Here is a 15,998-nt window from a genome sequence, read left to right as displayed (position 1 = left end):
CCCCCTACGCGTACGCGGCGCGCGGTCCGGGGGCGTCCGCCGGGACGTCGAGGCGCGCCTCGCCGTGGGCGGTGAGGCGCGCCTCGCCGTGGGCGGTGAGGCGCGCCTCGGGGTGGGCGGTGAGGCGCGCCTCGACGTGGGCGGTGAGGTCGCCGACGGTCATGGCCATGATCTGGTCGAGGTCCATCCCGGCGATGAACGCGGCGAACTCGATCCGCGCGCCGTAGCGGTCCTGGAGCTTCTCGGCCAGCGCGACGAACTCGATGCTCTCCAGCGCGAGGTCCTCGTGGAACGAGGTGTCCGGGCCGACCGGCTGCTCCAGCAGGAAGTCCTCCCCGACGACCTCGGCCAGCATGTCCACGATCTCGCTCAGGACGTCGTTTCCAGCGGTCATGTGCTGTTCTCCCCCTTGTTGCGGTTGAAGGCGTCTCCGTCGTCGTCCGTGTCGTTCGGGTCGTCCGTGTGGGCCGGATCGTCCGGGGTGTCGGACGGGCCGTCCGGGGCGTCGCGGGCGGGCCGGGCTCCCGGGGTCTGGGCGTCCGGGAGCGTCCAGGTCACCAGGTGGCCGTCGAACTCGCGCGACGCCGTCCAGGGCGGGAGCGACGGACCGCCGCGCGGCGCGAGGTCCGCGCGCGTGACCTGGATGTGGCACGGCCGTCCCGCGTCCCGGACGAGCGCGACGCCCAGCTCGTCGGTCCGCCCGATCGACAGCGCGGGCGGGTCGAACGCGCCGGTCGCCGACGGCCGTCCGGACGCGCCGTCCGCGATGGTGATCTCGGCGGGGAACAGCGGGCCGTGGCCGCGTTCCCAGAGCCAGTTCCGGACGGCGTCCTTGGCGGCGATCCGGCCGAGCAGCCACGGGCCCTGCTCGCGCGGCGTGAGCGCGTCGTAGTCGGCGCGCTCGGCCGCGTTGAGGTACTGCCGCATGAGCAGGTCGCGCGAGGAGCCGTTGTCCCAGTGCCGGCGCGCCAGCACCCAGCCCTCGGGCTGCGGCTCGGCGACGCCCGACACCTCGGGCGTGAATTTCAGCCGCCAGACCGACTCGTCGGTGTAGAAGCGGTGCGTGGACCAGCCCTCGACGCGGCACCACACCCGGCCGTCCGGGCCGGTGATCTCGCAGTCGTAGCGGAGCGCCGTCGCGGTCACGGCGCGGGTGCGGACGGTCACCGGCAGCCGCGCGCCGGGACGCGGCGGCGGCCCGTACCAGGTGATCCGCTCGACGCCGGTCGGGAAGACGGTCTGGTCCCGGTCGCCGCGCACCTGGATCCAGTGGCCGCAGAGCTGGCCGACGTTGTCCATCAGCGCGCCGGGCGCGGGCAGCGCGGTCAGCACGCCGCGCAGGCCGTCGGACGCGAGCGCGGTGATCTCGGCGACGCCCTGGTAGCGCGGCCCGTGGAACATCCAGCGCTCGGCGTAGAACCGGTCGGCGGTGACGTAGGGCGGGTTCTCGGCGGTCAGCGGCGTCCGGTCGGGCGCGGGCGGGCGCGGGTGGCGCGGCGCGAGCAGGACGACCCCGTCGGTGTGCCCCTTGATGACGACCTCGACCCGCTGCACGCCGTCGGCGGCGGTCTCCAGCAGCCGCGCCGACACCTCGGTCTCGGTCGGCGGGTCGGCGACGACCCAGCGCATCGCGCGGACGTGCTCCAGCCCGACGCAGACCAGGTCGGGGAACAGCTCGCGGGCCGTGTCCGCCATGATCTCCAGCAGCGTCGTCAGCGGCACCACGGGGAACCGGTCGGACGCGTCGGGCCAGTCCACCGGCTGCGGGATCAGGCAGTGGTCGCGGACGTGCGGCATCGTCTCCAGGGAGAAGATCCGCGTGACGGTCAGCTCGATCGGCCGGGGCTGCGCCGGGACGAGCGGCGGAACCGGTCCGGGCGGCGCGGGCGCGGTGCTCTGGAAGGCGTCCACGACGTGACCGGCGCTGTCCATGGCCTCGCGCAGCAGCGCCTCCAGCTCGGCCGTCACCGGGTCGTCCGCCGGAAGGCCCGGCAGGCCCGGCAGGCCCGGCAGCCCAGACAGTCCCGAAAGCCCCGGCGGCGTCCCGGCGGATCCAGGCGTGGGCCGGGTGCGCGGGCCGGCGGCGCCGAGGGTGAGGGGCTGGACGGCGCCGTCCAGCCGGACGACCGGGGCGCCCAAATCGAGCCGCACCGCGCCCGGTCCGGCCGGGACGACCGGCGGCGCGGCGGCCGGACCGGCGCCGTGCCCCTCGGTCCACAGCGCGGCGGCGACCCGGCGCAGCTGCGCCATGCCGCTGCGCTGCGGCACGTTCACGGCCATCGCGAGGTGCTCGCGCCCGGCGAGCCGGTCGCCCACGAAGCCGGTGATGCTGCCCGGCCCGACCTGCACGAACGCGCGCACGCCGGCGCCGTGCAGCTCCTCGACCAGCTCGCTGAACCGGACCGGTTCCAGCAGGTGCCTGAGCACCAGCCCGCGGATCTCCGCCTCGGTCTCCGGGAACGGCGCGACGGTCGTCGCCGACCAGAGCGGGACGTCCGGTCGGGGGCGGATCTCCAGCGCGCGGAACGCGGGCCGAAGCTGGTCCAGCAGGGACGCGGCCATCGGCGTGTGGAATCCGGTGCGGAACGGCAGCTCCTGCCCCAGCACGCCCTCGGCGCCGAGCCTCCGCAGGACCTCCCGGACGGCCTCGGGCTCGCCGCAGATCACCGACTGGTGCGGGCAGTTGTCGTGGCTGACGACCACGTCGGTGCGCGCGCCGAGCTCCTCCATGACCCGGTCCGCGCCGCAGCCGAGCGCGCCGTAGGCGACGTCGGGGACGTCGAGCCCGGCGGGGTCGAGGGCGGAGATGAAGGTGTCCACGGCGTCCGGGCGGTACACGCCCGCGACGACCATCGCGGTCCACTCGCCGAGGCTGTGGCCGGCGGCGAGGTCGGGGCGGACGCCGATCTCGGCGAGCGCGTCCGCCAGCAGGCGGCCGACCGCCATCACGTCGGCGGCGTGGCCGAGCAGGTCGGTGCGGCCGGTGAGGTCCGGGCGGGCGAGGCCGAAGTGCTCGGCGACGTCGTCCACGCGGGGCGCGAAGGCGGGCTCGAAGCCGGGGAACAGGAACGCGAGGCGCCCGCCGGACGCGAGCAGCGGCTTCTGGGTGAACCAGATGTCGCCGCGGCCGCGCCAGGGCGTGCCGCGTTCGGCGACGGCGCGGGCGAGGGTGAGCTTGCGCGCGTCCGGGCCGACGACCGCGAGGCGGCAGGGCAGGTCGTCCGGTTCGCGGTCGCAGCGCGCAAGGATCTCCTCGTCCGGGGCGTCGAGCAGCCCGGCCAGGGCCGCGGCGTCGCGGGCGGCGAGGCGGAGGACGCGCTCGCCGTCCCCGTCGCCGCGCAGCCGCAGCGGGCCGAGGTGCGCCTTCGCCGCCGCCGGAGCCTCCTCCAGGACGAGGTGCGCGTTCGCCCCGCCGAACCCGAAGGCGTTGACGACCGCGCGGCGCGGCGCGTCCGCCGGGCGCTCCCACTCCGCGGCCTCCCGGACGGGCGCCAGCCGCGTCCCGGCCATCGCCGGATGCGGCTCGGTGACGTGCAGCGTCGGCGGCAGGACGGCGTCGCGCAGCGCGCACGCGGCCTTGATCAGCCCGGCCATCCCGGCGGCGGGCATCGCGTGCCCGATCATCGACTTGACCGTGCCGACGCCGAGCGGGCTCCCCCGGTCGCCGAACACCCGGCGCAGCGCGGTCAGCTCCGCCTCGTCCCCGGCGGGCGTGCCGGTGCCGTGCGCCTCCACCAGCCCCACCGCGGACGGCGCGGACGGGTCGAGCCCCGCGTCCGCCCAGGCGCGTTCGAGCGCCAGCACCTGGCCGTCCACCAGCGGGCTCATCAGGCTCGACGCGCGGCCGTCGCTGGACGACCCGGCCCCGCGGATCACCGCGTAGATCTTGTCGCCGGCGCGCAGCGCGTCCGGCAGCCGCTTCAGCAGCGCCATGCCGGTGCCCTCCGACAGCAGCGTGCCGTCGGCGGCGCGGTCCAGCGGACGGATCACCCCGGTCGGCGACAGCGCCCTGAGCTGGCTGAACAGGCTCCACACCGTGACGTGGTGGGAGTGGTGGACGGCCCCGGCGAGCATCGCGTCGCACTGGCCCGAGCGCAGCGCCCGCACCGCGTGCTCGACCGCGATCAGCGACGAGGCGCACGCGGCGTCCACCGTGTAGGCGGGCCCGCGCAGGTCGAAGCGGTTCGCGACGCGGGACGCCGCGAAGTTCGGGACGACGCCGACCGAGACGTCCGGGCCGTCCGGGCCGAGCCGGGCCCGGAACGCCTCGCGGATCTCCGCCAGGCGCTCGGCGGGCAGGTCCGGCAGCAGCTCGGTGAGCACGGCCGCGATCTGGTGGAACGCGCCGATCCGCTGGTCGAAGCGGGCCATCGCGGGGCCGATGTAGCTGCCCCGGCCGAGCACCACGCCGATCCTCGTCCGGTCGGGCAGCCGGTCGGGGCCGCCCGCGTCCGCGATCGCCTCGGCGGCGGTGCGCAGCGCGAGGAGCTGGTCCGGTTCGATGCCGGGCACCGCGGTCGGCATGATCCCGAAGCGGGCCGGGTCGGCGCTGGCCAGGTCGTCCACGAAGCCGCCGCGCCGGCAGTAGAACCGGTCGGCGCGCGGGGCCGCGTGGAAGGCGGCCGGGTCGTGGTACAGCGCGGGGTCCCACCGGTGCGGCGGGACGTCGGTGATCGCGTCCACGCCCGCGCGGACGTTCGCCCAGAACTCCGCCGCCGACCCGGCGGCGGGGAAGACCGCGCCGAGCCCGACGACGGCGACCGGCTCGCCGCCCGTCACGAGGCGGCCCCGACGTGCCCCCCGCCGGCGGCGCGCAGGCCCGTGCCCGGGGCCGCCGCGTCCGGCGCCCCCTCGGCGTTCCCGGCCCCGGCGGGGTCCGTCGCGGTGCTGGACAGCACGACCTGGACCTCCTCGCCCACGGCGATCTCGTGCAGCAGCGCCGCGACCGCGGCGTCCGGGTCCACGAGGCCGACGCCGCGCCGGGCGTACTCGCGGGCGAGCTCCGGCGACACCATGCCGCCGCCGGCCCACGGCCCCCAGTCCGCGACCAGGACCCGGCCGCGCAGCTCGGTCCGCCAGACGCGGGCGAGCGTGTCGCAGGCGTCGTTGGCGGCGGCGTAGTCGGCCTGCCCCGGGTTCCCGTACACCCCAGAGACGCTCCCGAACACCACGAAGAACCGCAGGTCGGGACGGACGGAGGAGGCGAGCGCGGACGCGCCGTCCACCTTCGTCCGGTACACCCGCTCGAACGACTCGGGCGTCTTGTCGCGGACGAGCCGGTCCTCCAGCAGCCCCGCGCCGTGCACGACGCCGTCGAGGCGGCCGTGCCGGTTGTAGACGTCCTCGACGACGGCCCGGACGGCCTGCGCGTCCCGCACGTCCACCGGGTGGTAGCGCACTTCGGCCGCGTGCTCGCGCAGCGCGGCGAGGTTCGCGCGGATCTCCCGCTGGGCCAGCACGCTGCGGATCCGCGCCTCGATCTCGGCGGGCGTCCGGCCGCCCCGCGCGACGAGCGCGCGGCGGAGCGCGGCCTGGTCCGGCGCGTCCGCGAGCTCGGGATCCTCCGCGCCGGGCTCGGGCGTGCGCCCCATCAGCTCCACGCGGCACCCGGACGTCCGGGCCAGCTCCAGCGCGACCCGCGCGGTGATCCCGCGCGCCCCGCCGGTGAGCAGCACGACGCCGTCCGGGCCGGGCGCCGGGCGGTCCGCCGGGAGGGCGGGCGGCAGCTCCTCCCGGACGAGCACCAGCCCGCGCCGCACGTCGCCGTCGTGCCCCACGTCGACCGGCTCGCCGGGCGCGAGCAGCTCGGCCAGCAGGCGCAGCGCGATCGCGCGCGGGCTGTCCTTGGTGTCCACGTCCACGGCCCGGACGAGCGTGCCGGGGAACTCCTTGGCGAGCGTCCGGGCGAGGCCGCGCAGGCCCGCGCCCGGCGTCGGGTCGCCGACGCCGCCGTCGTAGGAGCGCCCGAACGCGCCGCCCGCGCCGGTGCCGAGGATCACCCAGCGCGGCGCGGACCGCAGCGCGCCCCGGATCCCGGCGTACGCGCCGGGCAGCACAGGCCCGCCGCCGGGCCGCAGCGCGGCCAGGTGGATCAGGCCGTCGCAGGGGCCGCCCGCGTCCAGCGGGGTGCGCACCCGCGCGCCCTGCTGCTCCAGCAGGTCGGCCAGCGCCAGCGCGATCCCGCACCCGTCGTCCACGATCTCGAAGGTGCGGCCGTCGAACCGTCCGGGGACGACGTCGGCGGCGGGCAGCGCGGGCAGCTCCCGCATCCGCACGACCTGCCGCACCGGCGGGACGACCAGCTCGTCCGAAGGCGTCGACTCCGGCTGGCGGTCCGGCTTCGGGTCGGACGGCGCGCTCAGCGAGGCGCCTTCTGCTTCGGGCGCCGGATCTCCTTCCGGCGCGGCGAGCCGGTCGCCGATCCACTCGACGATCTCGCCGATGGTCTTGATCCGGGCGAGCTGCTCCACGATCGCCTCGTCCGGCCGCGCGCCGGTCCGGGCGAGCCCGACCCGCTCGGCCAGCTCGCCGATGATCTCGGTGCGCTTGATGGAGTCGATCGACAGGTCGGCCTCCAGGTCGAGGTCCGCGCCGAGCATCGGCTCGGGGTAGCCGGTCCGCGCGCCGATCACCGACAGGACGGTGCCGCGGATCTCGTCCGGCCCGAGGACGGCGGGCTCGTCGGGCGCGGCGGACTCAGTGCGCGCCTCGGGCTCAGTGCGCGCGTCGGGCCGGCCGGGCGGCTTCGGCTCGGACGGCGCGGTCGGGAAGCTCTGCGGGACGACGTGCCCGGAGAGCACCGACCGGGGCGCCGGAACCGGCGGCGGCGCGGGCGCCGAGGCGGCCCCGGCCGCCCCCGGCGCCGCGTTCCGCGCGCCCAGCAGGCCGAGGACGACGTCCCGCTGGGCGGCGACGAGTTCGCGGCTGGTGCGCAGGTACTCCAGGACGGCCGCCTGCACCGGGTCCTGCTGTGGCGCGGATCCGGCGGGGCCGTTCGGGTCGTCCGGGGCGGTGTTTTCCATGGGTCCTCCCGAGGGGAGCGAGACGCGTTCGGCCGGGCGCAGCGAGTTGCCGAGGTAGGCGCCGTCGGCGGTGCGGACGAGGTGGCCGTTGACGATCCAGCCGGGCGCGGCGGACGGCTCGGCGGACCGCAGGACGCGGGCGTCGCGTCCGGCGAACAGGGCGGCGGCGTCCACCGGGACGCCGGTGACGGCCAGCTCGGCGAGCGCGAGCAGCAGCCGCTCGACGCCGTCCTCGCCGGGCGCGTCGCAGGCGACGGCGGTGTGCGGGCGGTCGCCGAGGATCCCGCCGACCAGGCCGGTGAGCACCCGTCCCGGCCCGGCCTCGACGAAGACCCGCGCGCCCGCCGCGTACATGGCCTCGATCTGCTCGACGAACCGGACCGGCGCGGCGACCTGCCCGGCGAGCGTGGCGCGCAGTCCGGCGGGTTCGGTGTCGTAGGGCGCGGCCGTGGTGTTGGACCAGACCGGGAACGCGGGCGAGCGCAGGTCCCGGCGGGACAGTTCGGCGCGCAGCGCCGCCGCGGCGCCGCCGACGAGCGGGCTGTGGAAGGCCGCCGCGACGGGGATGCGCTTGGCCGCGATCCGGTGCCCGGCCAGGGCTTCCAGGGCCTGTTCCAGGGCGGGCGTCGAGCCGGAGACCACGACCTGCCTCGGCCCGTTGTGGTTGGCGACGACCAGCTCGGAGATGCCCGCGACGGCGGCGCGGACCTCCTCCAGCGTCCCGGCGCAGGCGGCCATCGCGCCAGGGTCGTCGCCGTGGCTGACGGCGGCGGCGAGGATCGCCTCGGCGCGCGCGGCGGACAGCTCGACCAGGTCGTCCTCGCCGAAGACCCCGGCCGCGGCCAGCGCGACGAGCTCGCCGTAGCTGTGCCCGGCGGCGAGGTCGGGCCGGACGCCGAGCTCGGTCAGCAGCCGGTGCATCGCGAGCCCCGCGATGCCGAGCGCGGGCTGCGCGATCCGGGTGTCGGTGATCGCCTCGCGCTGCGCGCGCTCGGCGTCCGGGGTGAACGCGGCGGGCGGGAACATCGGCGCGGCGTACCGTCCGCCCGCGAGGCGCAGCAGCCGCTGGAGCCGCGGGAACGCCACGAACAGGTCGGCGAGCATGTTCGGCCGCTGGCTGCCCTGGCCCGGATAGAGGAACGCGACCTTGCCCGCCTCCGGGCCGTAACCCGCCACCCGGCCGTAACCCGCCTCGCGGCCGTAACCCGCGTCCAGGTCGCGGGTCGCGTCGCGACGCTCGGCCGCGTCCCGGCCCTTGCCGCGCCCGGCGCGCGTGGCGGACGCGGCGGACGTGGCGGACGCGGCGGACGCGGCGGGCGCGGCGGGCGCGACGAACACGCCCGGCACGGCCCGGAACTCCCGCGCGGCGTCGAGCTTGCCGCGCAGGTCGTCCACCCCGGACGCCACGATCGCGACCTGCACGCGTCCGGGGCCCGGCTCGGCGGCCGTCCGGGCCAGGTCGCGCAGGCGGACGCCCGGCGCCGCGGCCAGCGCCGCGAGCCGGTCGGTCTCGGCGCGGGCGGCGGACCGGTCCGCGCCCCGGATCAGCACCAGCTCGGCGGGCCAGCGGGCCAGCCCGGAGACCGGCTCGGGCGCGCCGTCGTACCCGGCCAGGACGGCGTGGAAGTTGGACCCGCCGAACCCGAACCCGGACAGGCCCGCGAACCGCTCGCCCGGCGCGGCGGCCCACGGACGGGCCGTCCGGCCGAACGCGAACGGGCTGGACGGCCCGTCCCACGCCCGGTTCGGCGCGGTGAGGTGCAGGGTGCCGGGCAGCACGCCCGAGTGCAGCGCGTACGCGGTCTTGATCAGCCCGGCCAGCCCGGCGGCGCACTTGGTGTGCCCGATCTGGGACTTGACCGAGCCGAGCGTGACGCCGCCCGGCGCGGCCCCGGCCTCGGTGAACGTCTCGGTGAGCGTGGTCAGCTCGGTGCGGTCGCCGACCTCGGTGCCGGTGCCGTGCGCCTCCACGAGCCCGACCCGCGACGGCTCGACCCCGGCGCGCTCGTACGCGCGTCGCAGGGCGAGCCGCTGGCCTTCGACGCGGGGCGCGGTGATGCCGAGCGAGCGGCCGTCCGACGACCCGGCGACGGACTTGACGACCGCGTAGATCCGGTCGCCGTCGCGTTCGGCGTCCGCGAGCCGCTTCAGCACGACGCAGGCGACGCCCTCGCCGAGCGCGATCCCGTCGGCGGACGCGTCGAACGTCGCGCAGCGTCCCTTCCGCGAGAGCGCGTGGACGGACGCGAACAGCAGGTAGTCGTAGATGCTGTTGTGCAGGTCGGCGCCGCCGCACAGCACCATGTCGGACGTCCCGGCGACCAGCTCCTTGCAGGCCGCGTCGAGCGCGGCGAGGGACGCGGCGCACGCGGCGTCCACGGTGTAGTTCGCGCCGCCGAGGTCGAACCGGTTGGCGATGCGTCCGGCGATCACGTTGGTGAGCACGCCGGCGACCGAGTCCTCGGTGAGCTTCGGGAGCTGGCCGTCCACGCCGGGCGGGACCTCGCCGTAGTACTTCGGCAGGATCGCGCGGGTGGAGTAGGCGGTGCCGAGTTCGGTCCCGGCCTCCGCGCCGAAGAACACCGACGTGCGGGACCGGTCGAAGGGCCGCTCGTCGTAGCCCGCGTCGCGCAGCGCGCGCGCCGTGACCTCCAGTGCGAGCAGTTGCATCGGATCGACGCTGGCCAGGGACGTGGGCGGGATGCCGTACGCGAGCGCGTCGAACGGGACGTCCGGCAGGAACCCGCCCCACTTGGACGGCGTCTTGTCGCCGCCGGTGCTCTCCGGGTCCCAGTAGACGGACGGGTCCCAGCGCTCGGCCGGGACCTCGGAGATCGCATCGACGCCGCGCACGATGTTCGCCCAGTACTCGTCGGCGTCCGCGGCCTCGGGGAACACGCAGCCGATGCCGACGATCGCGATGTCCATGGGGGCCGCCTTGGCCGCGGCCCGCGGAACGTCCGCGTCCGGGGCGGTGACGCCGAGCGCGGCGGCGCGGCTCTCCAGGAACCGCAGCGCGCCCGTGGTGACCTGCTCGTGCAGGCCGGTGATGCCGGTCGTCGCGGACCGCAGCGCCGCGATCTGGCCGATCATGTACATGCCCTCGCGGGCCTGGTCCCCGTCCTCGACGGTCTCCAGCGCGCCGCCGCCCGGCCCCCGGCGCAGGCCCTTGGCCGCGATCCGCAGCCGGCCGAGGTTCAGCTCCTCCAGCCGCTCCCACATGCGGCGGCGGGTCGTCCCGGCGGCCTCCAGCTCGTGCCGGGCCTGCTCGAACGTCTCGACGTAGGGGGTGCGGGCGCAGCGCGTGGCGTGCCCGGGCGAGGTCTCCAGGAGGGCCGTCCCGGTGCATTCGACGGCGGCCTTCTGGAAGCCCGGCAGGATCGCCCCGGCCGCGACCGCCTCGTAGGTGAACAGGTACGCCGTGCCCATCAGGACGCGGACGTCCGCGCCGCGCTCGGCGAGCGGACCGGCGAGCGCCGCGACCATCGCGGCGGACCGCTCGTCGTGGATGCCGCCCGCGAACAGCACGGACATCTCGTCCGCCGCGCCGGGACGCTCGTCCGCGAAGTCGAGCAGCCGCCCGACCTGCGCCTCCCACAGCGGGAAGCTCGCGCGCGGCCCCACGTGACCGCCGCATTCGAGGCCCTCGAAGACGAACTTGCGCGCGCCCTCGGCGAGGAACCGGTCGAGCAGGCCGGGCGACGGGACGTGCAGGTAGGTCGAGATCCCGGCGGCCTCCAGCGGCTCCGCCTGGGACGGACGGCCGCCCGCGATCAGCGCGTACGGCGGTTTCGCGGCGAGCACCGCCGCGATCTGCGCGTCCCGCAGCTCCGGCGGCGCGAAGCCGAGCACGCCGACACCCCACGGCCGGTCGCCGAGCCGGTCGCCGGTGTCGGCGAGCAGGTCGCGCGCCTCGTCCCCGGACATCAGCGCGAGCGCGAGGAACGGCAGGCCGCCGTCCTGGGCGATCGCGGCGGCGAACGCCGACCGGTCGCTGACCCGCGTCATCGGCCCCTGCACGACCGGGTACTCGCGGCTGATCGGCGCGCCGGGCGGGTTGTCGCGCGGCGCGAGCGGGCGGGCGGCGAGCGCGGCGCGCAAATGCTCCGCCACCTGCTCCCGGACGGCCTGGACCACTCCCCCGGCCGTCCGGTGCCGGTCGCCGAGGGCGGCGGCGAGGAACCCGTCCTGGCCGACCGGAAGCGCCTTCACGTGCAGCCCGGACGCGCCGAGCCGGGCGTTCGCCTCGGCCGGGGAGAGCCCGGCCAGCTCGAAGTCGGGCAGGTCGGGGCGGCTGTAGATCCGGTGGCCGCCGGTCACGCGGGTCTCGCTGCCGTCCATGGCGCGCAGCGCGTCGGTGACGTCGCGCGGCAGCTCGGACTCGCGGACCAGCGCGAGCTGGACGTCCAGCACGACGCCCGCCGCTCCGCCCGCGACCGCGGCGGCGGCCGTGTGCGGGCCGATCCCGCCCGCCGCGAGCACCGGGACGGTGATCTCCGGATCCGCCAGCAGGTGCTGGAGCAGCACGAACGTGGTCAGCTCGCCGACGCGTCCGCCCGCCTCGCAGCCGCGCGCGATCAGGCCCCCGGCGTCCGCGGCGAGCGCGGCGGACGCCTCGGCCGGGTCCACGACCTCGACCAGAAGGCGGCGCCCCCGCGCGTACTCGGCGGCGCCGTCGAGGGACGGCGCGTCCAGCAGGACGGTCCGGGCGCGCTCGGGCAGCTCGTCCGGACGCACGTCGCAACCGGCCGGGACGCGCACGCCGAAGTCGCCCCGCCACCAGCGGGAAAGGTCGGCGAGCGCGGCGAGCGCGGCGGACCGGTCGGTGCCGAGGTCGAGCACGCCGAGGCCGCCGGCCCGGCAGACCGCGGCGGCCAGGTGGGGCGCGGGCCGCCCGAACGGGCCGACCCCGACGACCTCCACCGCCGGCCGGCGGGATCGGCCTCCCGAAACGCCCCCGGCCACGCCGTCCGGACCCACCTCAGCCGTCATGCACTGCCCCCCGCCGTTCCGCGCCCGGCCCGACCCCTCGTGACCGGCGCGGCTCGAACAACCCCTGGCTCGTCACACCCCTTGCGAAGCGCGGCTCGCCCTTCCGCAGGAGGGGGCCGCGACGAGGCGCAACACTACGGTCGGCGACCGCGCGACCACCCAGACGACACACCAGCGCCCGCCCCTGGCGCGCACTCCGGGCCCTCTCTGGGCCTTCCCTTGGCAAAACCCTGACCCGCCGCGCCCCCACACCCCGGGCGCGGACGGACGGCGATCACGCCGAGGTCAGGCAAGAACCTCGCACCGGGAAGAGTCACCGCGGATCACGCGCCGCTGAGGCGCGAACCTCGCGCGCGGGACAGGGCGACGCGGAACACGCGACGGTCAGGCGCGAACCTCGCGCGCGGGACAGGGCGACGCGGAACACGCGACGGTCAGGCGAGGCCTGGCGGCGGGATGGGGCGGCGCGGGGCACGCGACGGTCAGGCGAGGCCTGGCGGCGGGATGGGGCGGCGCGGGGCACGCGACGGTCAGGCGAGGCCTGGCGGCGGGGCGGGGCGGCGCGGGGCACGCGGCGATCAGGCCAGAATCTCGCGCGAAACGGGACAGCGCGGAACACGCGACGGTCAGCCCAGAGCTTCGCGGCGGAACGGGGCGACGCCAGGCACGCGGGGATCAGGCCAGAGCCTCGCGGCGGGACGGGGCGACGCCGGGGCATGCGACGGTCAGGCCAGAGCCTCGCGGGGGGACGGGGTGAGGCGGGGGACGCGGAGGTCAGGCGAGGGCCTCGCGGCGGGATGGGCGGATGCCGTGCCGGACGGTGCCCTCGTCGAGCCAGCGGTCGAGGTGGGCCCAGGTGGTGGTGCGGGCGGACCGGCCCGTCAGGACGCCGAGGTGGCCGCCCGGCGCGGTCTCGAACCGCACCTCGGGCGCGCCCGCGAGGAGCCGGGTGAGCGGCCGGACGGAGCGGACCGGCGCGAGCGCGTCGCCGCGTCCCGCGACGGCCAGGACCGGCACCTTCACACCGCTCAGCGGGACGAGGTCGGATCCGATCCGGACGCCGTCGCCGGAAAGCGCGTTCTTCTGCAGGAGTTCCCGGTAAATGTCCCGGGCGGTTCCGGCGGGATAGGCGAGCATCGAGTTGGTGAAATGGTCGACCGCTTCGACCTGGGCGAGGAATTCGCGGTCGTCGAGATTGGTGAGCGTGCGATAGGGGCGGAGCAGGTATTTGTCCGCGCCGATCAGCTGGTAGGCGCGTTTCACCAGCGGTTTCGGCAGCCCGCCGAACGCCGCGTCGAAGGCGCCGACGACGCCCGGGCCGAGGCCGGGGACGCGGGCCAGCGGGCGCAGCGGGGCCGCGAGCGGGACGGCGGCGAGGTCGACCGGCGTGGCGATCGCGGCGACCGAGGCGATCGGCAGGCCCGGATCGTCGGCGGCGGCGAGCAGCGCGAGGATGCCGCCGAGGCACCATCCGACGAGCTGCACGGGCTGGCCGCCGGCGTCCGCGCTGACCGTCCGGATCGCGTCCGGCAGCACCTCGCGCACCCACGCGGTGAAGCCCAGGTCGCGGTCGGCGAACGAAACGGGGCCGTAGTCGAGCAGGTAGCCGAGGCGTCCGGCGGCGACGACGTGCTCGGCGAGGCTGCATCCGCGCCGCAGGTCGTAGCAGCGGGCGGGCGCGGCGAGCGGCGGCACGAACAGCACCGGAGGCCCCGCCGGGACGACCCCCTCCGGGCCCCGGTACCGGTGGACCGCCCCCTTGGGCCCGTCCGCCAGCAGAACGGCGGGCATCGGGCGCAGGTCGGCGACGTGTCCGTAGAGGAGCATCTGCGCGGCGTTGGCCGCGGCGGCACGCAGGGCACGGGCTGAGGGGATCATTTCCCGATTATCCCTCTCCATTAGGGGACGCCCGCGGCGAACTCCGTGGCCAAAGCCGGTCCACCTCGGGCAATGCCATTACTACCCCGGCCGGGACGAGATCGACATCACAGCCCCGTGAAGTCCGTGTTAAATGGTCTTGACAGCGGCGGCTCGGACAGAAGTCGGGCGGGAGGCCGAAATGACCGGGCGGTCAGGCGGCGCGGCGCGAGCCGTCCCGCCCGGCGGGCCGCCGGTCCGCCGCGGGCGCCCCCCTGTCGTGCCCGGCTCGACACGTCCCGCATAATGCCAGTTACACCCCGTAGCAACCCATGCCACGGGCCGGAGCCGGACGGGTGGGTGATGAGAAGCCTCGGCGAGCGCGAGCGCACGTCCCACCAGCACGCGTCCGGGGCGCGCCGGGGACGGGCGCGCGCCGGGGAGGGACGCGCGCCCGGCACGGGCGGTGACCGCTCGCCCCCCGACCCCGCGCTCGCGCCGCTGCTCGCGCAGTACCGGGCGGTCTGCCCCGGCCGCGACGAGCACGAGCTCGTCCGCGGCTACCGCGTCGCCGAGCGGCTGCACCGCGGGCAGCTGCGCAAGTCCGGCGCTCCGTACATCACGCATCCGCTCGCGGTCGCGACCATCCTCGCCGGGATGGGCATGGACACCGCCACGCTCGTCGCCGCGCTGCTGCACGACACCGTCGAGGACACCCCCTACACGCTGGGCGAGCTGCGCGCCGACTTCGGCGACGAGGTGGCCGTCCTGGTGGACGGGGTGACCAAGCTGGACGGCGAGCGCTGGGGCGCGCGGGCCGAGGCCGAGACGTTCCGCAAGATCGTGCTGGCCGCCGCGGCGGACCTGCGGGTGCTGGTGATCAAGCTGGCGGACCGGCTGCACAACCTGCGGACGCTCGGCTTCCAGCCGCGCGAGAAGCGGATCCGGATCGCGACCGCCTCGCACGAGCTGCTCGTCCCGTTCGCCGAGCGGCTCGGCATCCGGGTGCTCCAGCGGGAGATGGACGACCTGGCGTTCGCGGCGCGCGACCCGGCCGCGCACGCCGCCGCCGCGGAGGCCGTGGCCGCGGCGCTCGCCCGGGTCCCCGCCGCGTTCGGCCCGGCGATCGGACGCATCGGGCCCGCGCTGCGCGCGCAGGGCGTGTCCGCCGAGACGTCCGTCCGGGCGCGGCACCTGTACTCGGTGCACCGGACGCGCGGCGGCGACGTCGCGGGGCTGCGGCCCTGCGAGGCGGCCCGGCTGCTGATCCTCGTGGACGGCCCGGACACCGACTGCTACGTCGCGCTCGGCGCGGTGCACTCGGTCCTGCACCCGGTCCCGGGCCGGCTGCGCGACCACATCGCGCTGCCCAAGGACAACCTGTACCGGTCCCTGCACACCCGCGTGGTCAGCCCGGACGGCGACCCGCTCGAAGTGATCATCCGGAGCCGGTCGATGCACCCGCTCGCCGAGTACGGCATCGTCGCGAGCGTCCGGGAGGCGGGCGACCGCGCGGCCGGGCGGGAGGTGGCCGGCCGCCGCGACCTGGTCTGGCTGAGCCGGCTGCTGGCCTGGCAGTCCGCCGCGCCGTCCGACCGGTTCCTGGACGGCCTGCGCGCCGGCCTCGCGCCCGGCACGGTCGCCGCGTTCACCTCCCGCGGCCGCATGATCACGCTCCCGGCGGGCGCGACCGCGCTGGACTTCGCCTACGCGCTGGCCGACGGCACCGGGGAACGCTCCATTGGGGCGCTGGTGAACGGCCGTCCGGCGCCGCTGTCGGTGGAGCTGCGCACCGGCAACGTGGTCGAGGTGCTGACCGGGCCCGCCGCCGCGCCGTCCGCCGACTGGCTCGACTTCGCGGTCACCGCGCACGCGCGGATGGAGATCGCGCAGGCGCTCGCCCGCAGCCGCGCCGAGCGCTCGGCCGACGCCGGACGGCGCGGCCTGCGCGAGGCGCTGGCCGGACGCCGGGTCGACCTGCTCGCCGCCGAGGCGCGCGGCGACGCCCTCGCCGTGGCGCGCGACCTCGGCTTCGGCGAGCTGGAGGAGCTGTACGCGGCGCTGGACGCCGGTTCGGTGCGCCTCCCCGATCTTCTGGAGCGGCTCGCGCCCGGCTAGGGTGAGGGA

5 protein-coding genes are annotated in these 15,998 nt (G+C 76.9%); 1 reads left to right on the top strand and 4 read right to left on the bottom strand.

Features of this window, described 5'->3' with window-relative positions:
- Positions 1-4 precede the first annotated feature (4 nt).
- From ACFPCY_RS35780 to ACFPCY_RS35765, 4 genes are all read right to left on the bottom strand, one after another.
- The gene (locus ACFPCY_RS35780) at positions 5-394 is read right to left on the bottom strand and encodes an acyl carrier protein (RefSeq protein ID WP_378262889.1); all 390 of its coding nucleotides are present in this window, start codon (positions 392-394) and stop codon (positions 5-7) included.
- On the bottom strand, positions 391-4,779 hold the full coding sequence (locus ACFPCY_RS35775) for a beta-ketoacyl synthase N-terminal-like domain-containing protein (protein ID WP_378262887.1): 4,389 nt from the start codon (positions 4,777-4,779) through the stop codon (positions 391-393). Before ACFPCY_RS35775 ends, ACFPCY_RS35780 begins: the two co-directional genes overlap by 4 nt.
- Positions 4,776-12,014 carry an SDR family NAD(P)-dependent oxidoreductase gene (locus tag ACFPCY_RS35770; protein ID WP_378262885.1) on the bottom strand — a complete coding sequence of 2,413 codons (7,239 nt, stop codon included), beginning with the start codon at positions 12,012-12,014 and terminating at the stop codon, positions 4,776-4,778. Before ACFPCY_RS35770 ends, ACFPCY_RS35775 begins: the two co-directional genes overlap by 4 nt.
- 774 nt (positions 12,015-12,788) lie before the next feature.
- Positions 12,789-13,892, bottom strand: a complete 1,104-nt coding sequence (locus ACFPCY_RS35765; RefSeq protein ID WP_378262883.1) for an alpha/beta fold hydrolase — start codon at positions 13,890-13,892, stop codon at positions 12,789-12,791.
- 342 nt (positions 13,893-14,234) lie between these two features.
- On the opposite strand from ACFPCY_RS35765, the gene ACFPCY_RS35760 reads away from it, so the two are divergent.
- Complete coding sequence (locus tag ACFPCY_RS35760) at positions 14,235-15,989, top strand: RelA/SpoT family protein (protein WP_378262880.1); 1,755 nt, start codon at positions 14,235-14,237, stop codon at positions 15,987-15,989.
- Positions 15,990-15,998 lie beyond the last annotated feature (9 nt).

It is taken from the genome of Actinomadura gamaensis (assembly GCF_042652125.1).
Classification (GTDB): domain Bacteria; phylum Actinomycetota; class Actinomycetes; order Streptosporangiales; family Streptosporangiaceae; genus Spirillospora; species Spirillospora gamaensis.
Note: the sequence above shows the minus strand (reverse complement) of the source record. Positions and strands in the feature narration are given on the sequence as shown.